Below are 24,494 nucleotides of genomic sequence, written 5' to 3'. Positions count from 1 at the left end.
TACCTGGTGCCTGTCGAACGGGGGATGGGGATGCGGCTGGGAAACGGGAAACGGAACCGGAGTGCGGGCTCAGCCGGCGGCCACGGGGGCGTACGCGTGGACCTGCGCCCCGCTGTCGCCGAGCACGGTGGTGCCCACCGGGCGCAGGGTCTTCACCGGCGAGTCCTCGCCGAACAGCCTGCGCCCCTTGCCCTGCACCACCGGCAGCGTCCACAGCCGCAGCTCGTCGAGCAGGTCGTGCTCGATCAGGGCGTTGACGAGCCGGCCGCTGCCGTAGACGAGCAGGTCGCCGCCGTCCTGCCGCTTGAGCTCGGCGACCTCGGCGGCGAGGTCGCCGGCCAGGAAGGTGGCGTTCCACTCGGGGGCGGCGGTGCTGGAGCCGACGACGTACTTCGGCATCGCGTTCATCCGCTCGGTCCCGGCGTCCGCGCCCTCGGCCCGCGCCGTCCAGGCCGGGGCCATGCCCTCGTACGTCACCCGGCCCAGCAGCAGCGCGTCGGCGGCGGCGAGCTGCTCTCCGGCGTACTCCTCCGCCTCGGCGTTCCAGAACGGCATGGACCAGCTCGGGTCCTCGAAGACGCCGTCGACGGACACGAAAACGGAGGCGATGACCTTGCGCACGATGCTTCCCCTGACTCTGACCAACAATTATGTGTACGGCGTCCACATCTGGACGCTCCGCAGCCTATCCTGAAAAGTGGACGCCGTCCACATCCTGCTCCGTGGCACGACTCCCGCTCTTCACAGGGGTAGACCGACCCCCTCCCCGAAACTCATCGCCGAAGCCGCGAGAAATTTCCAGACACCCCTCCCCACCACCCCCCACCTGCGTAAACGAGGTGCGGAGCGGCCCGGGCGCCCCGTAGGGTCGACTCCCGTGGAACCGCTCACCGAAAAACAGATCCGCTCGTCCTTCGTGAACTGCACCAAGGGCGAGGCGGCACGCCTGCGCCTGCCCCTCGACTTCGCCGAACTGCCCTGGCAGGACCTGGACTTCCTCGGCTGGGTGGACCCGGGTGCCCCGCTGCGCGCCCACCTCGTCATCCCGCGCCCCGACGGCCCGGTCGGCATCACCCTGCGCGTGCCCGCCGCGACCCGTACGAGCGCGGTGAAGTCGAGCCTGTGCCAGATCTGCCTGACGGGACACGCCTCCTCCGGCGTCACCCTGCTCGCCGCCCCGCTGGCGGGCGCCCGCGGCCGCGAGGGGAACACGGTCGGCACGTACGTCTGCGCCGACCTCGCCTGCCCCCTCTACGTACGCGGCAAGCGGCAGCCGAAGCTGCGCGCCGGGCGCCACGAGGAGTCCCTGACGGTGGACGAGCGCGTCGCGCGGATGTGGGCCAACCTGGACTCCTTCGCCGACAGGATCACCGCCGCGAAGGCCGCCTGAGCGGAACGGCCCCGGACCGGGCGAGCCGACCCTGGAGGAGAGTTGATGGTCAGGAATGTGATCACATAACCGCATGACGAGGACTCTCTACCTGTTCTGCTCCGCCGCCCCGCCCGTCTTCGACGTGGCCCACGTGATCGAGGACGCCCAGTCGCGCGGCTGGGACGTGTGCCTGGGCCTGACCCCGACGGCGGCGCGGTGGGTGGCGGAGAGCCTCGACGGCCTCGCCGCCCTGACCGGCAACCCGGTCCGCTGGCAGTACAAGCTGCCCGGGGAGCCCGACCAGTGGCCGGCCGCCGACGCCGTCCTCTTCGCGCCCGCCACCTTCAACTCCGTCAACGCCTGGGCCCTCGGCCTCACCGACCGGTTCACCGTCGGCGTGGCCGCCGAGGCCCTCGGCAAGGGGACCCCGGTGGTGGCCATGCCGTGTACGAACGCCGCGCTCGCCGCCCACCCCCAGTTCGAGCAGTCCCTGGCCGTCCTGCGCGGAGCCGGCGCCGAACTGCTGTACGGCGAGGGGGGCTTCCAGCCCGGCCCGGCCGGCCCCGACGCCCCGCCGCACTTCCCGTGGCAGATCGCCCTCGACGCCGTGGACCGGGCCGGAACGGTCTCCGTCTAGCGACTCGGCTACTCCCCGGTGGCCCCGTCGATGGCCTCGCGCAGCAGGTCGGCGTGCCCGTTGTGCCGGGCGTACTCCTCGATCAGGTGGGCCAGGAGGTAGTGCAGCGAGTACGCCTGGTCGCCGAAGTGCCCTCGTACGTCGAGGGACTCGGCGGCCGCGACGATCGCCCGCGAGCGCTCGCAGGTCTCCTCCCAGATCCGGAAGGCCTCGGCGGGGTCCGCGTCCTCGACGTGGAACTCCGTCCACTCCCCGGCGTCGTTCTGCGGGAAGTAGCCGCGCACGTCCTCACCGTTCAGGACGTTGCGGAACCAGCCCCGCTCCACCTCCGCCAGGTGCCGGACCAGCCCCAGGAGGCTCAGTCCGGACGGCGGGACGGCCCTGCGCCGCAGCTGCTCGTCCGTCAGGCCCGCGCACTTCATCCGCAGGGTGTCGCGCTGCCACTGGAGCACGCTGGTCAGGGTGGAGCGTTCGTCACCGGTCAGTACGGGCGGGGTGCGCCGTTCGAGGTCCATCGGCCGATGATCACAGCGGTGCGGGACCGCCGCCGGCCGTTTCACATGCCGGACACCCGCTCCGCCCCGGCCGCCGCCAGTGCCCGCACCCCGTCCGGGCTGCTCCCGTACCGCGGCTCCCAGCCCAGCTCCCGACGCGCCCTGGCGTTCGAGAGCCGCAGCGAGCTGCCCATGATGACGTGCGCCAGCGGGGCCGCCCGCAGCACCCACAGCGGCACCCTCATCGGCGCGGGCGCCCCGAACGCCGCGGCCACCGCCCCCATGTGCGCGCCCCAGCCCACCGGGGTGTCGTCGGCGATGTTGTACGCCCGCCCGGGGCGCCCCGACTCCAGCGCGAGCACCACCGCGCGCGCCGCGTCCTCGGTGTCCACCCAGCTCAGCGCCCGTCCCCTGTCGGCGACGACGGGCAGCTTCCGCCCGCGCAGCAGCGGCACGAGGTGGTCGTCGGTGGTGCCGGCCCCGTAGAACAGGCCGAAGCGCAGGCTGACCCCCTCGATCCCGTCGGCGGTGAAGGCCAGTTCCTCCTTGGTCCGCATGGCGCCGACGTGCCGCTCCAGCGCGGCGTTCGTCCCGCGCGGCCCGAAGCCGTCGTCCTCGCCGATCAGGGCCGCGCCGTGGTCGCCGTACCCGTAGCCGAACATCATCGACTCGACCAGGAAGCGCCGCGCCCCCGTCTCGCGGGCGGCGGCCAGCAGGTTGACCGTGCCCTCGGTGCGCAGCCGGTTGGTGGCCGCCATGTCCCGGTGGGCGGCCATGGTCTTGCCGGACAGGGCGGTCGCGGCGTGCACGACCGCGTCGAAGCGCCGGCCGTCGACGGCCCGCAGCAGTGCCTCGCGGTCGAGCAGGTCGGCCCGTACGTCCATCCCCGCGCCCCGGCCCAGCCCGGCCACCTCGTGGCCGGCGGCCCGCAGCGCGGCCGCCGTCCGCTGCCCCAGTACCCCGCTCGCGCCCGCCAGCAGCACCAACATTCCGGCCTCCTCCGTCGTGTCCTCACCGATGGGACAGACGGGCCCTGCCGGATGTGACACCTTCCCGGAAAGAACCGAAGAAACTTCTGACGTCCTCGACGAGCAGCTCCGGCACCTCCATCGCGGGGAAGTGCCCGCCCCTGTCGTACGAGGTCCAGCGCACGATCCGGTCGGTGCGCTCGGCGACGTGCCGCAGCGGGACGAAGTTGTCGCGGGGGAAGTCGGCGAGCGCGGTCGGGGTGTCCGAGACCTCGGGCGGCTGCCGGTGGTAGTCGGCGTGGGCCCGCTCGTAGTAGATGCGGGCGGCCGACCCGGCCGTCCCGGTCAGCCAGTACAGCATCACGTTGGTCAGCATCTGGTCCCGGTCGACGGGGGTCCGGGGGTCGCTCCACTCGGTGAACTTCTCCCCGATCCAGGCGAGCAGCCCGGCCGGCGAGTCGTTCAGCCCGTACGCGAGGGTCTGCGGCCGGGTCGCCTGGATGTCGGCGTAGCCCTGCCGCTCGCGCGCCCACACCCGGTACCGCTCCCAGGAGGCCAGCGTCCGCTCCCGCTCGGCGGGCTCCAGCGCCGCGAGCTCCGCCTCCGCGGGCTCGGCGGTGGCCCCGGCGCCGGGCAGCAGGTTCAGGTGCACCCCGACCACGTTGCCCGGGCGGAGCCGCCCGAGCTCCCGCGAGACGGCGGCGCCCCAGTCACCGCCCTGCACCCCGTACGCCTCGTACCCGAGCCGCTCCATCAGCACCCCGAAGGCCCGCGCGACGCGCTTGAACTCCCAGCCGGTCTCGGTGGTCGGCCCGGACGGCCCGAAGCCGGGGATGCTGGGCAGCACCAGGTGGAAGGCGTCACGCGGGTCCCCGCCGTACGCACGCGGGTCCGTCAGCGGCCCCGCCACCTCCAGGAACTCCACGAAGGACCCGGGCCAGCCGTGCGTCATCAGCAGCGGCAGCGCGTCCGGCTCGGGCGAGCGGACGTGCGCGAAGTGCACCCGGGCGCCGTCGATGACGGTGGTGTACTGGGGCCATCGGTTCAGCCGCGCCTCGGCGGCCCGCCAGTCGTACTCCTCGCGCCAGTACCGTACGAGTTCCCGCAGCTCGGCCGGCGGCATCCCGTACGCCCGCCCGACGCCGTCGAGCCCGTCGGGCCACCGCGTCCGGCGCAGCCGCAGGTCGAGGTCTTCGAGCTCTTCTTGCGGCACGTCGAGCCGGTACGGGGTCAGATCACGGTCGTCCATGCCCCCACGATGTCAGTCCTGCCCGGGGCGGTGTACCTGGGTGTTCTGGCAGGCGGTCAGCAGCCAGCGCCCGTCGTCCTGCCGGGACACCACGTACAGCGGGGCGCCCTCGCTCTCCTCGCCCGCACCCAGGTACCTCTGGCGCACCTTGACCGCGGCGACGTCGTCCCGGATGAAGAACACGTGCCCGACCTCGTAGCTGACCTTGCCGTCCCAGTTCGCGGCGGGCAGCACCTGCCGGGTGAACTCGGCGATCGCGTCGAAGCCGATGAGGACCTTGCCGTGGGCCGTGGTCCACATCGCGTCCGGGTGGAAGAGCCCCAGGAACTCCTCGGCGTCCTTGTTCTGCTGGGACCGCTCGACGGTCGCGACGAGTTCGGTGATCGCTGCGAGGTCCGCCGCGCGGGGCGTGGTGTCGGTGTCCATGTGCGCCATCCTCACACCTCAACCACTGTTGAGATCAAGCGACATAGAGATCGAACGTGGAGCCCCGCCGGGGTCCGGCCACCACGTCGAGGGCGGGGTCGACCGTCAGCATCGCCTGGTGCAGCCGCTGCAGCTGGGGCGACGGCTCCACACCCAGCTCCCCGATGAGCCTGCCGCGCAGCCGCCGGTACACGTCCAGCGCGGCGCCCTGCCGCCCGGACCGGTAGAGCGCCACCATCAGCTGGGAGTGCAGCCCCTCGTGCTGGGCGTGGCGTGCCGTCAGCTCGGTGAGTTCGGCGAGGAGCTCGGTGTGCCGCCCGAGCCGCAGATCGACGTCGATCCGCCGCTCCACCGCGACCAGCCGGCTCTCCTCCAGCCGCATGACCTCGATCGCCAGCACCGGCCCCACCCGTACGTCGACCAGCGCGGGCCCCTGCCACTGCGCGAGCCCCGCCCGCAGCATGGCGGCGGCGCCCTCGTCGTCACCGCCGTCGAAGGCGGCGAGGCCCCGCGCGACGAGGTCCTCGTACGCGTGGACGTCGACGGCCTCCGGCGGCACCTGGAGCAGGTACCCGCCGTGCCGGGTCGTGAGGACGTCCTTGGCGGCACCCGGCCGGCCGGGGCCCATGGCCGTGCCCAGCCTGCGGCGGAGCTGGAGGATGTACGTCTGCAGGGTGGTCAGCGCGCTGTTGGGCAGCTCCTGGCCCCAGATCTCCTCCATGAGCGTGGGCACCGGCACCACCCGCCCGGGATACAGGGCGAGCAGCGACAGGATCTGCCGCGGCTTGCCCGCGGACGGCACGATCGACTCCCCGTCGACCTCCGCACTGAGCGGTCCCAGAATCCGGATCCTCATGGTCTCCCCCTCCGCAGTTCGTCGATGCACCTCGATGACACCGGAACCCGGAGCCCCGGCTTGCCGTTCCCACACCCACACCAGCGGCAGCCGCAGAGCTAGGCCGGGCTCGCGAGAACCTCGTAGCTGCGCTCCCCGCCGGGCTCCCGACCGGCGGCGGTGCGGTACTCCCGCACGCGGTCCGCGCCCACCAGGCTCGGCAGCAGCAGCCCCCACAGGGCGGCCACCTTCCGCTGGAGCTCCTCGTACGACAGCCCCGTCCCGGCCAGTACCTCGATCCCGCAGACGGCCGCCGCCACCAACGCCTCGGCGCTCTCCCACCGGTCGGCGGCCGAACCGGCGTCCTCGTCGCCGTCGGGCACTCCGACGGGCGGCCGGTCCAGCGGCAGCTCCTCCACGTCCCGCGCCATCCGCAGCAGCCCGCACACCGCCGACAGCCACGCCCCGTGGAAGTCGACCGAGGCCGGCTGGTGCCCGGCGCACTCCTTGGTGATCCGGAAGCTCGCCGGGATCGCCGGATCCTCGTGCAGCGTCCGCGCCAGCCAGTGCGTCGTGTCGATCAGCGCCTGCAACGGCGAGGCCCCGCCGTCGAGCAGCGCCCGGACCGCCTCGTCCAGCAGGCCGCAGCCGCGTCGCTGGACCGCGTCCGCCAGTTCGTCCTTCGAGGCGAAGTGAAAGTACAGCGCCCCCTTCGTCACCCCCGCCGCACCGGCGATCTCACCGAGTGTGGCGTTGGCGTATCCGTTGCGGTGGAACAACTCGGCCCCGGCGAAGACCAACCGCCTGCGGGTCCGCTCCGACCTCTCCTGCACCGCTCCGTCTCCCTTTCGCCCCCGCTCCGTCCCTGCACCTACCGCTCACCGGCACGCCCGGCGCCGGCCGCGCGCGGCTCAGGCCCGTACGAGCCGCTCCGCCCGCGGAACCGTCCCGGTGCCCGCCGCCCCGGCCACCACCGCCGGCTTGCCCACGCCGTCCGGACCCGCCATCAGGATCGAACGCTGGAGCCTGCGCAGCGCGGTGGACGGCTCCAGCCCGAGGTCCCGTACGAGCGTGGCGCGCAGGCGCTGGTACACGTCGAGCGCCTCGCCGCGCCGGCCCGAGCGGTGCAGGGCGAGCATGAACTGCCCGTGCAGGTTCTCGTGGGTGCGGTACCGGCTCACCAGCACCGTCAGCTCCGCCAGCAGCTCGCGGTGGCGGCCCAGCTTGAGGTCCGCCTCGATGCGCTGGTCCAGTGCGCACAGCCGGGTCTCCTCCAGGCGGCGCGTCTCCATGTCCAGCTGCACCCCGCCCTGTACGTCGGCGAAGGCGGGCCCCGACCACAGGGCGAGCGCCTCGCGCAGCCGCTGCGCGGCGACGGGGTGGTCACCCGCGTCCATCGCCCGGTACCCCATCCCGGCCAGCCGGTCGAACTCCCGGACGTCGCTGGTGCCCCGGTCGCTGTTCAGCAGGTAGCCGCCGGGCAGCGTCACGAGGACGTCCTTCGCCGTGCGGTGCTCGTCCTCGTGCCCCTCCAGGGCGGTCGCGATGAGCGCGCGCAGCTGGAGTACGTACGTCTGCAGCGTGGTGCGCGCGCTGCGCGGCGGCATGGACCCCCACAGCTCCTCGATCAGCGCCGACACCGGCACGACCTGGTCGGCGTGGAGGGCCAGGAGGGCCAGGACCTGCCGGGGCTTGGGGGCGGTGGGCGTGATGGAGATCCCGTTCTCCCGCACGGCGAGTGCGCCCAGTACATCGATGTCCACGTCGTACTCCCCTGTCCTTTGGATGAGGTCGCAAGAGTCAGTAGAAAACAGGCCGGACGGTTTGTCAATGCACTGTCCGGCGGGCAGTTCCCTGCCTGACGAAATCTCGGCGCCACCCAGAAACCCCCTCTGACCTGGATGTTCGAGAATCACTCACACACCCACGACAGCCTGGAGCCCTTCAGCCGCCTCACAACAGGGGCCATATAACACCCAGTCGGGCCCAAAAATCAAACCATTCAGTCTGTTTCTTGCTCCGTGACCGCCGCCCCGTCCGGCGCGATCCCCGGCAGCACCACCGTCCAGATGCGGGCCAGCGCCTGACGGGGGGTCCACTCCGGTTCCACGGCTCCCAGTGCCTTCAGCCCGGCCGTGAACGCCGCCACCACCCGTGTCGCGTCCTGCGGGGCCAAGCCCTCGGCGAGGAGTCCGGCGCGATCGGCGGTGACCATCAGCTCCTCCGCCCACCGCAGGCACTGCCCGCGCAGGTCCACCCGGCTGTGGTGGGCCGCGTCGGCGCCCAGCGCGAACCCGGCCCGCACGACGGCGTCCCCCGCCAGCAGTTCGAGCAGCGCGTACGTCGCGTCGACCAGCACCTTCAGGGGGGCGCCCGCCCGCTCCGGCCCGTCTTCCGCTTCCGCGATCCGCCGCAGCGCCCGCGCGGCCCGCGCCTCCACGGCCCGGGCGAGGGCCGGCTTGCCGTCGAAGTGGAACTGGACCGCGCCGGAGGTCACTCCGGCCCGCTCGCTGATCGCGGCGATCGAGGCGGCGGCGAAGCCCTGGGCGGCGAACACCTCCGCCGCGGCGAGGACGAGAGATTCCCGCGTGCGTGCCGCACGCTCCTGCTTGACCATGAGGGGCTCCACACCGCAATCGCCGCATCCGCGGGCCGGCCCCACACCGAGGGGGTACGAGATCCTGGGCCACAGTCGACGCCCGCGCCGGAGCCGGACCGGACTCCGGACGGAGCCACCGCCAACCATTAACGGCGTTAACACCAACGGCCCACACCACCACCCGGGCCCGCTGACGGCGTTGGCACCTCATCCGCTCGGGGAGCGCCACACCCCCACCGTTAACGGCGTTAACGCCGTTAACGCCCGGCCCCCGCCACACCGCTCAACCCCCACCACCGTTAACGCCGTTAACGCCGTTAACGCCACGCCCCTCCCCGCCCTCCTCCCCCCTCCTGCCCAGGGCCCGCACCACCGGCCCCGTCGCGGCCGTCGTCACCAGGGCCATCAGCACCAGGACGGTGAACAGCTCCACCCCGATCACCCCCAGCCCGAGCCCCACGTTCAGGACCACCAGCTCCGTCACCCCCCGGCAGTTCATCAGCGCCCCCAGCAGCACCGCGTCCCGCCGCCCCACCCCCGCCACCAGCGCAGCCGCCGTCCCCGAGCCCCACTTCGCCACGACGGCCACCCCCAGCACCGCAGCCGCCCACCACCAGGCCGCGCCGCCCCGCAGCGTCCCCACGTCGGTCCGCAGCCCGCTCCCCACGAAGAACAGCGGCAGCAGCACCGGCACCGCGAACTCCCGCATCCGCCGCGCCGCCGACTCCACCGCCTTCACCCCCCTCGGTACCACCGCGCCGAAGACGAACGCCCCGAACAGCGCGTGCACCCCCAGCGCCTCCGTCGCGTACGCGGCCAGGCAGACCCCGCCGAACAGCGCCACCACCCCGCCGCCCCGCTCCGCCGGCCCCCACCGCTCGACCCCCCGGGCGAGCAGCGGCCGCACCCCCCACCACATCCCCGCGACGAAGACCCCGGCCAGGGCCGCCCGCCACAGCCCGGCGCCCGCCCCACCGCCCCCGGCGACGGCCACCACCACCGCCAGCAGGCACCAGGCGATCACGTCCACCACCGCCGCGCAGGCCATCGCCAACGCCCCCACGGGCGTCCCGTAGAGCCCCTGCTCGGTCAGGATCCGCGCCAGTACGGGAAAGGCGGTGACGCTCAGCGCCACCGCCACGAACAGCACGAACTCCCCCCGGGCCACCCCCTCCGGCGCGAAGGTCCCGTACAGGCCGAGCGCCAGCAGCCCCCCGAGCCCCAGCGGTGCCCACACGCTCGCCTGACTCACCACCACCACGGCCCGCCGCAGTCCGCGCAGCATCCCCACGTCGAGCTCCAGCCCCACCAGGAACATGAAGACGACGAGCCCGAGATTCCCCAGCTCGGCCAGGTGCGGGAGCACCTCACCCGGCAGCAGCCACCGCTGCCCCTCCGGCCACGCCCACCCCAGGAACGTGGGCCCCAGCAGGATCCCCACGGCGATCTCCCCGACCACCGCCGGCTGCCCGAGCCCGCGCGCCGACACCCCGCCCGCACCGCACGCGAGGACCACCACCGCCACGGCGACCAGCACACCACCCGCCACGTCCTGGCCAGTGCCCAGCGCCCACCCCCCGGAACCAGAGGGCGTCCGACTTCAGGAGGTCGCCCGCCGCTCCACGAACAGCCCGACGCCGTCGAGGATCCGCTCCAGCCCGAACTCCAGGGCCTGGTCCTGCCCCCCGTGCGCGGCGACGGAGGCCAGCGCGCCCGCGAGCGCCGGGTACACCTCGCCCCTCGCCCCCACGACCTCCGCCAGCACGGCCCCGAGCTCCTCGTCCGGCCCCCCGGCGCCGGCCGCGGCCCGTTCCTGCTCGGCGATCCCCCGCACGTGTCCGGCCACCAGCACCACGGCGTCCATCGCCTCGGCCCCGGTCAGCCCGCACCCCTCCAGCGCGGCGAGCGCCCGCTCCAGCCACCCGACCTCGCGCGGCCCCAACGCCCGCGCGCCCACCGTCGCGTCCAGCAGCCACGGGTGCGCCCGGAACCCGGCCAGCAGCTCCCGCGCCCACACCCCGAGCCGCTCCCGCCAGCCGTCCCCGGCCACCGCCAACGCGGCGTCCAGGCCCCCGGCCGGATCCGGCATCGCGGCCTCCACCATCAGCGCGACGACCTCGGCCTTCCCCGGCACGTACCGGTAGAGCGCCATCTTGGTGACCCCCAGCTCCCCGGCCACCCGCTGCATCGACACCCCGCCGAGCCCCTCGCCGTCGGCGATCCCGACCCCGGCCAGCGCGATCTGCTCCAGGGTCAGCCCCCGCCGCGGCCCCCGCGCCGGCGTCACCGGCGGCCCCCACAACAACCGCACCGCCGCAGCCCACTGCCCGTCCGCCACCGGATCCCCTGCCTCGCACCAAAACCGCGTCTACCGTACACAAATGAACAGCGTCCACCGCCCCGGGGAGGAACGGATCACCCACCCCCTCCCCCGTTAACGCCGTTAACGCCGTTAACGCCGCGCCCTCTCACGACGACCGACCGCATCCGCTCACGCGCGGGCCAGGTACTCCCGGTACCAGAGGGCGGCTTCGTCCAGGTGCGCCAGCGGACCGGGTCCCGGCGGGCAGTCGGCCGCCTCCCAGATCCCGGCGCTGTCGTACCAGTGGTCCTGCGCCACCAGCCTGAACTGGCTCGGGCTCACCCGACACCCCGAGGCCGCCATCCGTTCCAGGAACTCGGCCTCGGGAAGCTCCTGCTCCACCGGCGGAAGTACGCCCCGGTCGGTGAACGCCCGCACCAGCTCGACGGCCCGCACCGGCACCGGATGGCTAGCGTTCCAGACCGAACCGCCCGCCGGACCACCGCCCAGTGCGAGACGGGCGACGAGGCGGGCGAGGTCCCCGACCGCCACCGCCGACAGCAGTGCTCCCGCCCCGCCCCACAGCGCTCCGGTGGATCCGAGGATCTGAGCCAGGGAGGGAACCACCCAGCGGTCCCCGGGGCCGATCACCAGGCCGGGCCGCAGCACCACCGCTCCTGCGGCCAGCGCGGGCCCTTCACCCGCGAGCCGTGAGCGACTGACAGCCGAGACGGGCGCGGGAACCACCGCGTCCACCGAGATCCCCCGGTGCGGCCCCTGGCCGTAGACGGCCGAGGTGGACAGATGGACGATCCGGCGGACGCCGGCCGCCTCGGCTTCCGCCATCAGCGCCGCGGTCCCCCGGACGTTGACGGAGTCGCACTCCCGCTCGTCCGATCCGATCCGCGAGGCCAGGTGGAGGAGGACGTCCGCTCCGGCACAGCACTCCCGCAGGGACTCCGGGTCGGCCAGGTCCGCCCGGAACCACTCGTCGGCCAGGCCTGCTTCCCTCGAGGGCCTGCGGCCCACCGCCCGCAGCACGAAGCCCCGGGAGCCCGTCTCCGCCCCGTCCCGGAAACGAGCGAGTTCGGCCACTACCGCCGAACCGATGAACCCGGTGGCGCCGGTGATCACCAGCCTCTGCGGGTCGCTCATCAAGTACCCCAATCCTTCCCCAGAACAATCCGGACAGTCGCGATCGTATGCGTCGGCCACCATCGGCAGTGCGTACCGGCCAGGTGACAATCAGTTGGACAACCGCCCGCGAGCTCCCCGGACCCGGTCCAGAAGGGCCTCATCTTGACCACCTCATCCGCCTCCCGCCCCCTCGGCCCGCAGCACCCCTCCCCCGTCGGCGAGCCGGTCCGGCTCTCCCGGGCGCGCGAGGTCGGCGGGCCGCTGTCCGCCAGGACCGCCCTGGTCACCGGCGCCAGCCGCGGGATCGGCCGCGGGATCGCCGAGCGCCTGGCCGCCGACGGTGCCCTTGTGGGCGTCCACTACGCACGGAACGGCGAGGCCGCCGACGAGGTCGTGGAATCCATCCGGGCCGCGGGCGGGGACGCCTTCCCCTTGCGGAGCGAGCTCGGCGTCGACGGCGACGCACATGCCCTCTACGCCGCCTTCGACTCCGAACTGACCCGCCGCGGCATGGAACCCACCCTCGACGTCCTCGTCAACAACGCGGCGGTCAGCGGCTCGGCGCGGATCCACCAGGTGACGCCGGAACTGGTCGACAGGATCTTCTCGGTCAACGTCAAAGCTCTCCTCTTCGTCACCCAGGAAGGCCTGAAGCGCATGCCGGCGGGCGGCAGGGTCATCAACATCTCCTCCGCTGTCACCCGCATGTCCTACCCTGAGTCCGTCGTGTACTCGATGAGCAAGGGCGCGATGGACACCCTCACCCTTTCCCTGGCCAAGGAGCTCGGCCCCCGGGGCATCACCGTCAACACGGTGGCTCCCGGGTTCGTCGAGACCGACATGAACGCGAAGCTCCGTACGACGCCCGAGGGTGCGGCACGCCTGGCGGGCATGTCCGTCTTCGAGCGGATCGGCAAACCCTCCGACATAGCCGGCGTGGTGGCCTTCCTCGCATCCCCCGATTCCCTGTGGGTCACCGGCCAGCGCCTCGACGCGTCGGGCGGCACTCACCTCTGACCCGTTCACCGTTAACGGCGTTAACGCCGTTAACGGTGGCGCAGGACCATCTCCACCAATCAGCAACACCGCAAACGCCCTATCAGCGGACGAAGCAAACCCCAACGCACCTGAAAAAGTACTGGTCGACTGGTTTTCTTTGGCCAAATCCCACTAGATTGCCCCTGTATCACCGGACGCAACCGCAGCAGGAGACACACACGTGGCGAGGGTCAGGCAGGAACGGGCCGAGATCACCCGGCAGGCGATCCTCGACGGCGCGGCCGTCGCCTTCGACCGCGCCGGCTTCGGCGGCACCAGCCTCAGCGACGTCGTCAAGCACGCCGGAGTCACCAAGGGCGCCCTCTACTTCCACTTCCCCTCCAAGGAAGCCCTCGCCCGCACCCTGGTGGACGAGCAGTTCCGGGTCTCCGAAGGCGTCCCCGCCCTGGAGGAGCCCGGCCTCCAGACGGTCATCGACCTCACCCACCAGATGGCGTTCGGGCTGCGCACCAACGTCCGCATCCGCGCGGGCATCCGCCTGGTCATCGAGTTCGGCTCGTTCACCAGCCCCGACCCGTCCCCGTACAACACCTGGATCGAGACCTGCCGGAGCTGTCTGACGCCGGCCCGGGAACGCGGCGACATCCTGCCGTCGCTCGACGTGTACGACCTCTCGACCTTCCTCGTCGGCTCGTTCACCGGCGTCCAGGTCACCTCGCACGTCCGCGCCGACCGCGAGGACCTGCACGCCCGGGTCGTCGACCTCTGGAACTACCTCCTCCCGGGCATCGTTCCCGCCCCCCGCATCCCCTTCTTCGACCCGACGGGCTCCGCCTCCTGCCGCGCCGAACTCGGCCTGCCCGCCCCGCAGGCACCCGTCCCCGTCGGCTGACGGAGCATCCAGGGCGGCCTCGCACACGCCGTGGTGAACCACGGGGGTGCTCGCTACGGCGGGTGCGAGGCCGCCCTGTCGCGTACCCGGACGCCTCCGCACCCATTTCGTTAGCAAAACCCAAGCGTGGCACCCACGCGCACCCGAGAACGTTAGTAAAGTCCCTCCCATGACTTCGCCTTCGTCCCACAACGACCGAGAGAAGGTCGTCTCCAAGCTCCCCCCGTGGCTCCGCCAGGAGCTGAAGATCCGCACCGCCCAACTCGGGGTCGACATCCAGGACGCCGTCCACCAGGGCGTCGCGCACTGGAGCGCCCTCGCCTCCGCCCCCTCCCCCGTCGACACCTCCGGCGCGGAGTCGTTCTCGACCTGGCTGCCCGCCGGCCAGTGGGACTCCTTCCGCACCGACGCCAAGGACCGCGGCGTCTCGCTCATCCAGGGTCTCGCCCAGGCGGTGCACCTGTGGCTGGAGCTGAACCCGGCCCCCACCGTCAAGCGGCCCTCCGTCGTCCGCCGCATCGTCGTGTGCAACCAGAAGGGCGGGGTCGGCAAGACCGCCATCACCGCCGGCACCGCCGAGGCCCTCGCCGAGGACCCGGCCAGCCTCCACCCGGTCCGCGTCGCCCGCCAACTGGCCCGCCGCACCACCTCCGAGGAGACGGACCCCGGGCAGCCGGCCACGTCCCCCCTCGACCTCGAAGACCTCCCGGGTCTGGGCATGCGCGTCCTGCTCGTCGACTTCGACCCCCAGGGCCACCTCACCAAGCAGCTCGGCCAGCAGCCGCTGCCCATCGGCGGCGACAGCCTCACCTGCCACATGGCCGGCGAGGCCAAGGGCCCCCTGCAGGATCTCATCGCCCCCATCGAGCACGACCGGTTCGGCGACCGCCTCCACCTCCTGCCGGCCTGCACGGACGCCTTCCTCCTCGACGTCCGGCTCTCCACGGTCCGCGCCCGCGAGGCCGCCCTCGAACGCGCCCTCGCCCCCGTCGAGTCCGACTACGACGTCATCCTCATCGACTGCCCGCCCAGCCTCGGCCTGAGCATGGACGCCGCGATCTACTACGGACGCCGCCGCGACACCGAACAGCCGGGCGCCTCCGGCGCGCTGATCGTCGTACAGGCGGAGGACTCCTCGGCGGACGCGTACGACCTCCTCACCTCCCAGATCAACGACCTGCGCGACGACCTCAGCCTCGACATCGACTACCTCGGCCTCGTCGTGAACCTCTACGACGGCCGCCGCGGCTACATCGCGACCTCGTCCCTCCAGGCCTGGATGGACATAAAGGATCCCCGGGTCGTGGCGATCGTGCCCGACCTCAAGGAACAGCGCGAGTCCGTCCGCCTCAAGCAGCCCCTCTTCGTCTACGCCCCCAACGGCGACCAGGCAGTCGCCCTGCGCGCCCTCGCCCGGGAGATCTCATGAGCAGCAAGGCAGACAAGCTCGGCGTCTCGGCGTCCTTCGCACGGGCCCAGCCCGTCGGCGTCAGCTCCCGCCGCGCCGCCATCGCCGAGGCCACCGGTGCCCCCACCTCCGGCGTCGTCCCGCCCTCCGAGGTTCCCATCGAGGCCCTCGCCCACAACCCGTTCAACCTCCGCGAGGACCTCACCGAGCTCGAAGAGCTGGCCCAGTCCCTGACCGTACGCGGCCAGCTGCAGCCCCTCGCGGTCGCGACCCGGCTGGCCTTCATGGAGGCCCACCCGGGCCAGACCGACGGCCTCGGCCGCGCCCCGTACGTGGTCATCGACGGCAACCGCCGCCTCGCGGCCGCCCAGCTGGCCGGGCTCAAGACGATGCACATCCACGTCAACGACGCCCTGTCCGCCTCGGCCGCCGACATCCTCGAATCGGCGCTCATCGCCAACGTCCACCGGGTCGACGTGGCCCCCATGGACCAGGCACGCGCCCTTCAGGAACTGGTCGACGTCCACGGCTCCCAGGCCCAGGTGGCCAAGCGGATCGGCAAGACGCCGGCCTGGGTCTCGCAGCGCCTGACCCTCCTCAACCTGACGCCCGACCTCCAGGAGAAGGTGGAGACGGGCGAGCTGAAGGTCGAGCCCGCCCGCCGCATCGGCCGCCTCCCCCAGGAGGAACAGACGGCCGCCGCGGCGGAGACCATCAACGCCGTCAACCCCCCGCGCCAGCGCACCCGCCCGACGACCCAGACCGTTAACGGCGTTAACGCCGTTAACGCCCCGACGCCCGCCCCCGCTCCCCCCGCCGCCACCCCCCGCATCACGATCTCCACGCACTCCCCGGAGACCATCGCGGACGCCCTCACCGCGCACCTCACCCCGGACGACCTGAAAGCCGTCACGGAACTCCTCATGCAGCGCATCTGAGCTGCCGCACCCACGCCGGGGGCGCTGACGGCGTTAACGCCGTTAACGCCCCCACGTGCGTTTCATGTGCGTTCAAGCGTGCGATTCACATATGGTGCTCCTGGAGGTAGTACCGATGAGCGAGACGAACGAACAGACCACCCTCTTCGCAGCGGTCGACGCCCTGCTAGAGGAAGCGGCCGCCCAGGACGGGCTGCCCCACCCCGACGAGCGCAAGCGCCTGCGCGAGGCCGCCGGCCTCAGTCAGGACCAGATCGCCAAGGCGCTCTCCGTCCGCCGCGAGACCGTCACCTCCTGGGAAACCGGCCGCACCGCCCCCCGCCCGCCCAAGCGCGCCGCGTACGCCCGTCTCCTCGAAGGCCTCTCCGCCCTCCACCCCCCGGCCCTCGTTAACGCCGTTAACGCCGTTAACGGCGAGACCCCGGCCGACCCCCCCACCACCCCGACCGTTAACGCCGTTAACACCGCGCCCCCCACCCCGGCCCCGACCGTTAACGCCGTTAACGCCGCACCCACCCCCTCCTCCACCATTAACGCCGTTAACACCGAACCGGCCCCGGCCCCCGAACCCGAGCCCACCCCGGCACCCCGGGCACCCTCCCCCACCGTTAACGCCGTTAACGCCGTTAACGCCCACCCCCCCACCTCCACCCACCGCCCACCCCAGCGCTCCACCCCCACCCCCACCCCCCTGGCAGGCAACGGTCCCCTCGCCGTCCTCGACGGCACCGGCCACGCCCACGCCGCCGGCGGCCTCCTCCTCCCCCACCCCACCTCCGGCCTCCCCGACCTCGTCGCCTGGGCGCTCGGCCCCGACGCCGACCTCCGCGCCCCCCGCCTCCACCACAACGGCCGCGACGGAGACCCCCTCCTCGTCCTCACCGCCCCCGCCGCCGAACAGCTCGGCCTCCCCCTCACCCTCGAAGACCGCCGCGCCCTGCGCCTCCCGGACAACCACCCCGTCATCAAGCAGCTCACCAAGGCCAAGTGGCAGCTCACCCGCCGCGGCTTCGGCCCCTGGCCCCGCATCTACCGCCCGGCCTCCCCCACCACCGGACGCCAGTGCGTCCAGCTCGCGGTCCTCCCCTGGGGCGCCCTCGACCCCCGTGCCTGGGGCGAGGACACCGCGGACCTCCCCGCCCCCGAACTCGCCGAGCTGCTCACCACCTACGCCGCCCGCGTGCTCACCCCCCGGGGTTCCACCGCCGTCACCGGCCTGGAACTCATGACGGCCCTGCGCCCGCCGACCCGCGCCGCGCGCAACCCCCAGACGAACACATGGGAGTCGGCCCCCGTCCCCGGCTCCCTCACCCGCCCCGTCGACCCGGCCCCCCCGGAGGCCCCCGACGAGCACCCGGTGGTCGCCGCCCTCTACCCCCGCGCCCACCAGCGGACCCCGGACCAGGTCCTCGACGAGGAGGCGTACGACTGGATCCGCGACCCGGAGCTCCTCACCGACGCCGAGTGCGCCCTCACCCACGCCGTCGGCATCGACGTGAACATGGCCTTCGCCGCGGCCGCGAACCGCCTCACCGTCGGCATCGGCCCCGCGGTCCACACCACGTCCCCCCGCTTCGACCCCAAGCTCCCCGGGTGCTGGCTCGCCGACCTCTCCTCCCTCTCCCTCGACCCTCGCCTCCCGAGCCCCTTCACCCCCCACGGCAAGCCCCCCACCGGCCCCGCCTGGTACGCGACACCGACCCTCGCCTACGCCCAGGAGCTCGGCCACGAGGTCCACCCCGCCGAGGCCTGGACCCGCCCGGACAACGGCCCCTACCTCGACGCCTGGTACACCCGCCTCCGCGACGCCTACATGGCGACCATGGCCGACCTCGGCATCACCCCGTCCCTCACGGAGTCCGAGTTCCTCACGGCCATGACGACGTACAAGACGGACGCCCCCCACACCTCCACTGCGGTCCTCTCCGCGATCAAGTCCACGGTCAAGGGCGGCATCGGCAAGCTCCGCGAGCGCCCCCAGGGCGCCTCCTACCGGCCCGGCGAAGCCTGGCCCGCCCTGGAACGCCCCACCTGGCGCCCCGACATCCGCGCCGCCGTCATCTCCACCGCCCGCGTCAACATGCACCGCAAGATGCGCAAGCTCGCCACCGGGACCGGCCTGTACCCCATCGCGGTCCTCTCCGACTGCGCGGTCTACCTCTCCGACGGGCCGGGCCCGCTGGACTTCCTCCCCCACACCCCCGAGGGCAAGCCCCTCCCGGGCGGCTTCCGCCTCGGCGTCAGTCCCGGCATGGTCAAGCACGAGGGCACCCAGCCCCTCCTGTGGGCCGTGCAGCTCCTCGACCAACACCTCAACCCGGCCCGCCACATCAAGGGCCACGACGCGGCAGCAGACGGCGAGTAACCGATGTCCGACATCTCCGACAGCCTCACCAAGGCCGACGAACTCCACTTCACCCGCCCCATCCCGAAGTCCGCGGGCGCCCAGATGCGCTTCCTCCTCAAGCAGCTGAAATCCACGAAGGCCGTGGCAGCCGCCCTGGGCATCTCCCAACGCACGGTCGAGCGCTACGTGAAGAACGAGATCAAGCAGCCCAAGCCGGCCCTCGCCGCCCGCCTGGAAACCGAGGTGCGCCGCCGCTGGCAGCCCCTGGTCCGCAAGCGCGCCCGCGAACAGGCCGCCCGCACCACCGGACTCGTCATCGAGACCCGCGCCCGCTTCGGCTTCACGGCGGCCCCCGGCACCACCGACGACGGCCGCATGCGGCGCATCACCCAGCACCTCCCCCCGGAGTACGCACAGCGCCTCTTCGCGGCCCAGGAGACCGGCGCCACCGAAGCCCAGCTCCGCCACATCACGGCCGAGGCCCTCCAGGAGATCTACTTCAAGGACAACGGCGCCCGCGCGACGTCCCTCCTCGTCGAGTTCACGGACATCGACTACGTCGACTTCGCCTTCTGACGCCCACCGCCCGCCGCTCCCCCGGGCGGCCGCGCCGACCCAATACTAGTCATGTACATAATAGCCATGTACATTATTTCCCATGAGCACAGCACCCGAGAACGCCACCGCCGGCTTCCTGGTCTGGCGCCTGTCGATGAAGTGGCGGGTGGCCGTCGACCGGGCGGTCACACCGCTGGGCATGACGCACGCGCAGTACTCCCTGATGGCCTCGCTCTACGGGATGTCCCGCTCGGGCACCCGCCCGAACCAGCGTCAGCTCGCCGACCACACGGGCCTCGAACCGCTCTACGTCTCCAAACTCGCCCGGGCCCTGGAGACCTCCGGCCTGATCGCCCGCACCCGGGACCCGAACGACCCCCGCGCCTTCCAGCTGTCGCTCACCGAGCAGGGCCGCGAGGTCACGAAGCACGCCATCGAGGCCGTCCAGGGGCTCCTGGACCAACTCCTCGAACCGCTCGGCGGCCGGAACGGCCCCCGCGCCTCCCAGTTCACCCGTGAGCTGGCGACCCTGCTCGACGCGCCTCTCGACGCAGCACCTCTTGACCGGACCACCGAGCACGAGAAGGAGCAGCCATGACCACCACCGCCCCCACCCTCAACGCCCGCGTCATAGCCCTCGCCCACCACGCCGCCCGCACCCTCGCGGAGGGCGCACTGGACAGCCACGGCGTCACGTTCCACCAGAGCGTCACCCTCCGGGCCGTCACCGTCGCCGGCGGATCCGTCCCGCACGGTGAACTGGTCGCCGAGATCCAGGACTCCCTCAAGACCACCGAACCGCTCGTCGAGTCCGTCATCGAGGAACTGCTCACGGCGGGCCTCCTCACCGAGGACGACACCCGCCTCCGCCTCACGGACACCGGCCGCGACCTGTACGAGACCACCGCCGCCGCGACGGCCCGGATCGCCGCCCGCCTGTACGCCGGGATCCCCGCCGAGGACCTGGCGGTCGCCGGCCGCGTACTCACCCTGATCACGGACCGCGCCAACGCCGAACTGGGCACCCCCTGAGCCCCACCCACCCAAGGGCACACAAGCCCATCCAAGCCCCTGAAACCCTTTGAGGGCCCCGGGATACCCCGGGGCCCTCAAAGGCTCTTGAAACACCCTCAGAAGCCCTCTACGGGCCCCTCCTCAAACCTTCTACCCAACAGCGTGCAGCGTCCGCCGCCGCTTCGACTCCGCGGCCTTCTTCGCGGCGGCCTGCGCCGCCCGCTTCTTCCGCTGCTCCGCGAGCTGGTCCTGGTACTCCGCCACCGCCTGGTGGTAGCTGGCGACGTACCCGCGCGCGTCCAGCCGCTCGTCCGCGGCCATCTCGTTCACCGCCGCGACGGCGTCCTCGAAGGAGTTGTACCCGGCCAGCATCGGGTTGATCTGGTAGACCCCGTTCCTGACCTTCCGCACGAGCTTGGCCAGTTCCAGGCTGCGCAGGGCGGCGTTGACGCTCGGCCTGCTCAGCTCCAGCAGCCCCCCGATGGTGGCCTGGTCGATGAGGATCCGGCCGCCCGGCTCACTCAGCGAACGCAGCTTCAGCAGCACACGGTACGCGGCAGGCGGAAGGTCCAGGTCGGAGAGAAGCCCGTCGGCGTTGACCGCAGCGAATCGCAAGGTGCTCACTGAGCTGTCCCTTCTTCCTTGCGCTGCGCCCGGCTGAGCCGGCGCGCAGCGCGCTCTTTGGACCGTTCGGCCCGCAGTTCCTCGATTGCCTGCCGCATGTGGTCCAGCGACGGGAACCGCACCAGGTCCGGCAGGCTCGTGTCGCCGCGAATCTGCGAGATGGTGCTGTGCTGCTCCACCTTCACGAACTCACCCGCCGTCTCCGTCCCCGGGATGAACTCGGCCACCCGGTAACTGTAGGGCGGGTTGAACTGGTACACACCCCGCCGCACCTTGAAGACGATCCCATGAGACATGACGGTGTGCAGGGCCTCCGAGGTCTTTGTCCGACTGACGTCGAGGATCGTAGCCATCTCCTCCTGCGTAAGTGGAATCCGCCCTCCCGCCCGCTGGCACGCGATCAGCAGCAGGATGAGCCTCAGGGGCAAGGCTTCCCGGAAGTACTGCGCGATCACCAGGAAGAACTCGAGGCTGTCCATCGAGAACGCATTTGGCTGACTCTGCGTCCCGTAGAACTCCAGCGGCTTGCGCTCACCGTCCAGCGTCAGCTTCCGGCTGGGGTACCGCTTCGCCAGGCTGTCCAGATCCTTGACCGGAGCCAGCGGCTGACTCCACGCCGAGATCGCGTCATCAACGGGGAGATCAGGACGCGGCGCGCGCGACGGACTCTGCCGGCGGCGCTGTGCTTCTGATGACACGAGGATGCTCTCCACTTCGTTGATCTGGAGAGAGAGTATGTCAACAAGGGTGACACTAATGTCACGCTCGTTGACGTTCGGCGTGTCTTGTGTCCCCCCAGGAGGGACACATCTCGGCCAAGGCCCCTCGCGGTCCGCTCTCGGACCCCCGCACCCAACGCCTCCCCGCCCCGGCGCAGTTCGCCGACGTATCTCCACAAGAACGTCAGCCTCCCCGACGTTTTGGCCCAAAAAGCGTCAGCCTCACTGACGTTTTACAGGAGTTCTGTCCCCCTACCAGCGACACATCCCCCGAGTTATGTCCCTTCTGAGGGGACATAACTTTCCCCCCGCACCCCCTCTGACCTGCGGCAACGCATATCCGTACCCTCTATAGGCCGTCCCCTGCCGCGCTGCGCGTACTCAACGCCGTCGTACAACCCACTTCCCGGCCTCACTTCCCGACCCCACAGCTCCCCAGCCACCGAACCGCTGGCCCCCGGACACCCTGTCCATAACCACGCAGAATCTGACTGATTCCTATCTCTATCCCGACATCACTTTGAATCAGGACCCCAACGACCATTAACGCCGTTAACGCCCTGACCCCAACCTCGACCAAACCACTAGCGCCCCACAGCACGTTCTCAGCTGGTCAGACCTCGGCAAGGTCTCGGCCATCTCCTTGGCTTCAGCCCCAGGCTCGGCCTACTGCCGCTTGCCCTGGGCCTCAAGGCCTCGTCGCAGGTATGGAAGGACGACCTCAACGGCGGCGTAGACCAGGAGGAGGAACAGGCTAAGGAGGGCGGGCCCGGCATGTTGGAGATCGCCTCGGTCACCTTCACCAATGGGGGCGACAACATGGGCGTCTACGTGCCAGTCTTCCCAACCTCCGGTGCTACCGGGATGAGCGTTCACCTGAGGATCTCAGCTGAAGCCCCTAGTAGTTACGGAGCAAATCTGAGGAACATCGGCCGCAGGCCGACTCTCGGTAGTGAAGCTTTCTGGCAAACCCAGCGAGGCAGGTGCTTTTGCACAAATCGTGAACCAAACCTTCCCTTCAGCCCGGCAAGGGGACTGGTCCCTAAGACGGTGTCTCACGTGGCGATCTTGCCTGCTGTACGGCCGTAGACACTCTGGGTCGGGACGGCCAGCCTGTCAGGCCGGCCAGCTGAGGCAGCCGTCCACGATGGCCGGTAGAGACGTGGGCATCCCGTCGGTGACCCAGGTGAATTCGAGGGCTGCGAGCGTGGCTCCCCGGTCCGTCCAGACGAGGATCTCGCCGACGTAAGCGCCTGACGGGTCATAGACCTGCGCGTCTACGGGCACGAGCTCTTTCGGAAGTGCTGCATGCTCGCAAGGTTCCCGGACCTCCAGGTCCACACTCACGGAGTCAGGCCCCCAAGCGGCGATCACCTCGGTGAGATCCAGCTGACTCCGCAGTTGCGAGGCGCCAACGAACTCCGCTGACAGTACATGTTCAAGCACTGCTCGTTCGTCGGCGTTCAGCGGGCGCGGGTCGGTGGAAAGGGGAGCCATGCGCCCATTCTGAAGTGGTGGGAGGCAATCAGCCCAACGCCGACACCGACCGCCGCCGGGACCGCCCGGCTGCGGCATCATGATCGTTCATGGGTGGGGAACTCTCTCAGTGGCTTGTACCGGATGATCTGTGGGCCCTGGCTGAGCCGGTACCGCCTTCCTTCCCCTTGCGTCTGCAGGGCGGTGGCACCCCGCCAATCGACCAACGTTCCGTGTTCACGGCCGTCGTGCACGTGCTGACCAGCGGGTGCACGTGGCGGTATCTGCCACCGACGTTCGGAGTATCACCGGCGACGGCTTACCGGAGGTTCTCCATCTGGACCGCATCCGGAGTGTGGCGTTGGCTGCACCGGGTGGTTCTGAACGAGATTGGATCCCGCGGCGGATTGGACTGAAGCTTCGTGACCGTCGACGTGGCCTCCGTGCACGCGAAAAGAGGGGTCCGCTGACAGAGCCGAATCCGGTCGACCGAGGCAAAGCAGGCAGCAAACTGCTCCTTCTGACCGAGGCACAGGGGCTCCCTGTCGTCGTCGGGGTGTCCGCCTCAAACGTCAACAATGTCCAAGCACTTCGCCCGCTCCCTCGGAATCCGGGCTGTCCGCTCACCCTGCGGCTCGCCTCGGCAACACCCCAACAAGGTCCGGGCTGACAAGGCATACCACTCCGCCTGCAACCTGGCGTGGCTACTCGAACGCAACATCACTTCACGGATCACCCGGGGAAACGTGGAGTCCTCCCAACGGCTCGGAAGACACCAGTGAAAGATCGAGAGATCGATCTCATGGCTCTTCCGATACCGATGGCTGACCGTCCGTTATGAACGCAAAGGCAGTCAATTCCTCGCCTTCCTCGGTCTCGCCTCAGCCATGACCTCCTACAAAAAGCTCGACAAGTTCACCATGCGAGACACCGTCTAAGCACCGAGCTCTCAATACCCGGAGCGAAGCGGGCGCTTCCAACAGAAGGTTGGTTTTGGGCAGCTTCGCCGCCCAGAGCCGAGCGCAGCGAGGCGGGTGTCTCTAGGACGCGGAGCATCCTAGAGCCCCGGAGCGAAGCGGAGGGGCTCCGGCCAAAGGCCGGCTCTGGGGCGCGAAGCGCCCTTCCTCCAAGCGAAGCGAGGAGGGTTCCTCTAGGACGCGGAGCGTTCTAGAGCTCTGTGGCGGAGCCTAGGAGCCCCGCCCGGAAAGGCGGCTTGGGGCGCAAAGCGCCCCTCCGCCGAGCGTAGCGAGGAGGGTTCCTCTTGGCCGCGCAGCGGCCAAGAGCCCGGAGCGAAGCGGAGGGCCACCCGGCCGAAGGCCGGCTCTGGGCGGCGAAGCCGCCCGCCGCCGAGCGAAGAGAGGCGGGTCCCTCTAGGACGCGGAGCGTCCTAGAGCCCTGGAGCGGAGCGGAGGGGCTCCGGCCAAAGGCCGGCTCTGGGGCGCGAAGCGCCCCGCCGCCGAGCGCAGCGAGGCGGGTCTCTTCCCAGGCGCGCAGCGCCTG

At 71.3% G+C, this 24,494-nt stretch carries 25 protein-coding genes and 1 pseudogene; 11 read left to right on the top strand and 15 right to left on the bottom strand.

Annotated features, from left to right (window positions below; genetic code table 11):
• Nucleotides 1-69 precede the first annotated feature (69 nt).
• On the bottom strand, nucleotides 70-621 hold the full coding sequence (locus tag OG553_RS37580; RefSeq protein WP_331719160.1) for a dihydrofolate reductase family protein: 552 nt from the start codon (nucleotides 619-621) through the stop codon (nucleotides 70-72).
• Nucleotides 622-877: 256 nt separating this feature from the next.
• Here OG553_RS37580 and OG553_RS37575 point away from each other — a divergent pair, with 256 nt between their 5' ends.
• Both OG553_RS37575 and OG553_RS37570 read left to right on the top strand, forming a co-directional pair.
• Nucleotides 878-1,390, top strand: coding sequence for an FBP domain-containing protein (locus OG553_RS37575; protein ID WP_331719159.1), 513 nt, complete (start codon nucleotides 878-880; stop codon nucleotides 1,388-1,390).
• Nucleotides 1,391-1,463: 73 nt separating this feature from the next.
• Nucleotides 1,464-2,009: a flavoprotein gene (locus OG553_RS37570; RefSeq protein ID WP_331719158.1), complete on the top strand. Its 546-nt coding sequence runs from the start codon at nucleotides 1,464-1,466 to the stop codon at nucleotides 2,007-2,009.
• Between the two features lie 8 nt (nucleotides 2,010-2,017).
• Here OG553_RS37570 and OG553_RS37565 read toward each other — a convergent pair whose 3' ends face one another.
• From OG553_RS37565 to OG553_RS37515, 11 genes are all read right to left on the bottom strand, one after another.
• A complete protein-coding gene (locus tag OG553_RS37565; protein WP_331719157.1) occupies nucleotides 2,018-2,524 on the bottom strand; it encodes a DinB family protein in 507 nt (168 codons plus the stop codon).
• A gap of 41 nt (nucleotides 2,525-2,565) precedes the next feature.
• A complete protein-coding gene (locus OG553_RS37560; RefSeq protein ID WP_331719156.1) occupies nucleotides 2,566-3,492 on the bottom strand; it encodes an NAD(P)-dependent oxidoreductase in 927 nt (308 codons plus the stop codon).
• A 22-nt stretch (nucleotides 3,493-3,514) separates the two neighbouring features.
• Entirely contained in the window at nucleotides 3,515-4,720 is a 1,206-nt protein-coding gene (locus tag OG553_RS37555) for an epoxide hydrolase family protein (protein WP_331719155.1), read from the bottom strand.
• A gap of 12 nt (nucleotides 4,721-4,732) precedes the next feature.
• Nucleotides 4,733-5,146 carry an SgcJ/EcaC family oxidoreductase gene (locus tag OG553_RS37550; RefSeq protein WP_331719380.1) on the bottom strand — a complete coding sequence of 138 codons (414 nt, stop codon included), beginning with the start codon at nucleotides 5,144-5,146 and terminating at the stop codon, nucleotides 4,733-4,735.
• Nucleotides 5,147-5,180: 34 nt separating this feature from the next.
• Nucleotides 5,181-6,002 (bottom strand): AfsR/SARP family transcriptional regulator, encoded by an 822-nt coding sequence (locus tag OG553_RS37545; protein WP_331719154.1) that lies wholly within the window; start codon nucleotides 6,000-6,002, stop codon nucleotides 5,181-5,183.
• Nucleotides 6,003-6,100: 98 nt separating this feature from the next.
• A complete protein-coding gene (locus tag OG553_RS37540; RefSeq protein ID WP_331719153.1) occupies nucleotides 6,101-6,814 on the bottom strand; it encodes a TetR/AcrR family transcriptional regulator in 714 nt (237 codons plus the stop codon).
• Nucleotides 6,815-6,892: 78 nt separating this feature from the next.
• Nucleotides 6,893-7,744 (bottom strand): AfsR/SARP family transcriptional regulator, encoded by an 852-nt coding sequence (locus OG553_RS37535; protein ID WP_331719152.1) that lies wholly within the window; start codon nucleotides 7,742-7,744, stop codon nucleotides 6,893-6,895.
• Between the two features lie 239 nt (nucleotides 7,745-7,983).
• The gene (locus OG553_RS37530; protein WP_331719151.1) at nucleotides 7,984-8,598 is read right to left on the bottom strand and encodes a TetR family transcriptional regulator; all 615 of its coding nucleotides are present in this window, start codon (nucleotides 8,596-8,598) and stop codon (nucleotides 7,984-7,986) included.
• A gap of 265 nt (nucleotides 8,599-8,863) precedes the next feature.
• Entirely contained in the window at nucleotides 8,864-10,117 is a 1,254-nt protein-coding gene (locus OG553_RS37525; RefSeq protein ID WP_405983263.1) for a cation:proton antiporter, read from the bottom strand.
• Between the two features lie 63 nt (nucleotides 10,118-10,180).
• The gene (locus tag OG553_RS37520; protein ID WP_331719149.1) at nucleotides 10,181-10,918 is read right to left on the bottom strand and encodes a TetR/AcrR family transcriptional regulator C-terminal domain-containing protein; all 738 of its coding nucleotides are present in this window, start codon (nucleotides 10,916-10,918) and stop codon (nucleotides 10,181-10,183) included.
• A 153-nt stretch (nucleotides 10,919-11,071) separates the two neighbouring features.
• Nucleotides 11,072-12,037, bottom strand: a complete 966-nt coding sequence (locus OG553_RS37515) for an NAD(P)-dependent oxidoreductase (RefSeq protein ID WP_331719148.1) — start codon at nucleotides 12,035-12,037, stop codon at nucleotides 11,072-11,074.
• A 243-nt stretch (nucleotides 12,038-12,280) separates the two neighbouring features.
• Here OG553_RS37515 and OG553_RS37510 point away from each other — a divergent pair, with 243 nt between their 5' ends.
• The 8 genes from OG553_RS37510 (at nucleotide 12,281) to OG553_RS37475 (ending at nucleotide 20,193) form a co-directional block, all read left to right on the top strand.
• The gene (locus OG553_RS37510) at nucleotides 12,281-13,036 is read left to right on the top strand and encodes an SDR family oxidoreductase (protein WP_331719379.1); all 756 of its coding nucleotides are present in this window, start codon (nucleotides 12,281-12,283) and stop codon (nucleotides 13,034-13,036) included.
• Between the two features lie 202 nt (nucleotides 13,037-13,238).
• The gene (locus OG553_RS37505; protein ID WP_331719147.1) at nucleotides 13,239-13,910 is read left to right on the top strand and encodes a ScbR family autoregulator-binding transcription factor; all 672 of its coding nucleotides are present in this window, start codon (nucleotides 13,239-13,241) and stop codon (nucleotides 13,908-13,910) included.
• A 169-nt stretch (nucleotides 13,911-14,079) separates the two neighbouring features.
• Entirely contained in the window at nucleotides 14,080-15,339 is a 1,260-nt protein-coding gene (locus OG553_RS37500; RefSeq protein WP_331719146.1) for a ParA family protein, read from the top strand.
• Nucleotides 15,336-16,256, top strand: coding sequence for a ParB/RepB/Spo0J family partition protein (locus OG553_RS37495; protein ID WP_331719145.1), 921 nt, complete (start codon nucleotides 15,336-15,338; stop codon nucleotides 16,254-16,256). The genes OG553_RS37500 and OG553_RS37495 overlap by 4 nt, the downstream gene beginning before the upstream one ends.
• 115 nt (nucleotides 16,257-16,371) lie before the next feature.
• Complete coding sequence (gene tap / locus OG553_RS37490) at nucleotides 16,372-18,621, top strand: telomere-associated protein Tap (protein ID WP_331719144.1); 2,250 nt, start codon at nucleotides 16,372-16,374, stop codon at nucleotides 18,619-18,621.
• Between the two features lie 3 nt (nucleotides 18,622-18,624).
• Nucleotides 18,625-19,179: a telomere-protecting terminal protein Tpg gene (gene tpg, locus OG553_RS37485; protein WP_331719143.1), complete on the top strand. Its 555-nt coding sequence runs from the start codon at nucleotides 18,625-18,627 to the stop codon at nucleotides 19,177-19,179.
• Nucleotides 19,180-19,261: 82 nt separating this feature from the next.
• Nucleotides 19,262-19,759 (top strand): MarR family transcriptional regulator, encoded by a 498-nt coding sequence (locus tag OG553_RS37480; RefSeq protein ID WP_331719142.1) that lies wholly within the window; start codon nucleotides 19,262-19,264, stop codon nucleotides 19,757-19,759.
• A complete protein-coding gene (locus tag OG553_RS37475; RefSeq protein WP_331719141.1) occupies nucleotides 19,756-20,193 on the top strand; it encodes a MarR family transcriptional regulator in 438 nt (145 codons plus the stop codon). Before OG553_RS37480 ends, OG553_RS37475 begins: the two co-directional genes overlap by 4 nt.
• Nucleotides 20,194-20,325: 132 nt before the next feature.
• Here OG553_RS37475 and OG553_RS37470 read toward each other — a convergent pair whose 3' ends face one another.
• The 3 genes from OG553_RS37470 to OG553_RS37460 form a co-directional block, all read right to left on the bottom strand.
• Nucleotides 20,326-20,799: a MarR family transcriptional regulator gene (locus OG553_RS37470; RefSeq protein WP_123996001.1), complete on the bottom strand. Its 474-nt coding sequence runs from the start codon at nucleotides 20,797-20,799 to the stop codon at nucleotides 20,326-20,328.
• The gene (locus tag OG553_RS37465) at nucleotides 20,796-21,512 is read right to left on the bottom strand and encodes a hypothetical protein (protein WP_405983262.1); all 717 of its coding nucleotides are present in this window, start codon (nucleotides 21,510-21,512) and stop codon (nucleotides 20,796-20,798) included. The genes OG553_RS37470 and OG553_RS37465 overlap by 4 nt, the downstream gene beginning before the upstream one ends.
• Nucleotides 21,513-22,634: 1,122 nt before the next feature.
• The gene (locus OG553_RS37460; protein ID WP_331719139.1) at nucleotides 22,635-23,015 is read right to left on the bottom strand and encodes a hypothetical protein; all 381 of its coding nucleotides are present in this window, start codon (nucleotides 23,013-23,015) and stop codon (nucleotides 22,635-22,637) included.
• An 89-nt stretch (nucleotides 23,016-23,104) separates the two neighbouring features.
• Here OG553_RS37460 and OG553_RS37455 point away from each other — a divergent pair.
• A pseudogene (locus tag OG553_RS37455) lies at nucleotides 23,105-23,932 on the top strand (IS5 family transposase).
• Nucleotides 23,933-24,494: the final 562 nt, after the last annotated feature.

It is taken from the genome of Streptomyces sp. NBC_00158, from assembly GCF_045160885.1.
Taxonomy (GTDB): Bacteria; Actinomycetota; Actinomycetes; order Streptomycetales; family Streptomycetaceae; genus Streptomyces.
The sequence above is the reverse complement of the archived record's forward strand: the minus strand, read 5'-3'. Positions and strand labels throughout refer to the sequence as shown.

Excerpts from the sequence above, each read along its gene's own strand:
- OG553_RS37570 (WP_331719158.1), top strand. The coding sequence starts at position 1,464 with ATGACGAGGACTCTCTACCTGTTCTGCTCCGCCGCCCCGCCCGTCTTC.
- OG553_RS37500 (WP_331719146.1), top strand. The coding sequence starts at position 14,080 with ATGACTTCGCCTTCGTCCCACAACGACCGAGAGAAGGTCGTCTCCAAG.
- OG553_RS37555 (WP_331719155.1), bottom strand. The coding sequence starts at position 4,720 with ATGGACGACCGTGATCTGACCCCGTACCGGCTCGACGTGCCGCAAGAA.
- OG553_RS37565 (WP_331719157.1), bottom strand. The coding sequence starts at position 2,524 with ATGGACCTCGAACGGCGCACCCCGCCCGTACTGACCGGTGACGAACGC.
- OG553_RS37480 (WP_331719142.1), top strand. The coding sequence starts at position 19,262 with ATGAGCACAGCACCCGAGAACGCCACCGCCGGCTTCCTGGTCTGGCGC.
- tpg (WP_331719143.1), top strand. The coding sequence starts at position 18,625 with ATGTCCGACATCTCCGACAGCCTCACCAAGGCCGACGAACTCCACTTC.
- OG553_RS37475 (WP_331719141.1), top strand. The coding sequence starts at position 19,756 with ATGACCACCACCGCCCCCACCCTCAACGCCCGCGTCATAGCCCTCGCC.
- OG553_RS37550 (WP_331719380.1), bottom strand. The coding sequence starts at position 5,146 with ATGGACACCGACACCACGCCCCGCGCGGCGGACCTCGCAGCGATCACC.
- OG553_RS37545 (WP_331719154.1), bottom strand. The coding sequence starts at position 6,002 with ATGAGGATCCGGATTCTGGGACCGCTCAGTGCGGAGGTCGACGGGGAG.
- OG553_RS37560 (WP_331719156.1), bottom strand. The coding sequence starts at position 3,492 with ATGTTGGTGCTGCTGGCGGGCGCGAGCGGGGTACTGGGGCAGCGGACG.
- OG553_RS37530 (WP_331719151.1), bottom strand. The coding sequence starts at position 8,598 with ATGGTCAAGCAGGAGCGTGCGGCACGCACGCGGGAATCTCTCGTCCTC.
- OG553_RS37515 (WP_331719148.1), bottom strand. The coding sequence starts at position 12,037 with ATGAGCGACCCGCAGAGGCTGGTGATCACCGGCGCCACCGGGTTCATC.
- OG553_RS37495 (WP_331719145.1), top strand. The coding sequence starts at position 15,336 with ATGAGCAGCAAGGCAGACAAGCTCGGCGTCTCGGCGTCCTTCGCACGG.
- OG553_RS37460 (WP_331719139.1), bottom strand. The coding sequence starts at position 23,015 with ATGGCTCCCCTTTCCACCGACCCGCGCCCGCTGAACGCCGACGAACGA.
- tap (WP_331719144.1), top strand. The coding sequence starts at position 16,372 with ATGAGCGAGACGAACGAACAGACCACCCTCTTCGCAGCGGTCGACGCC.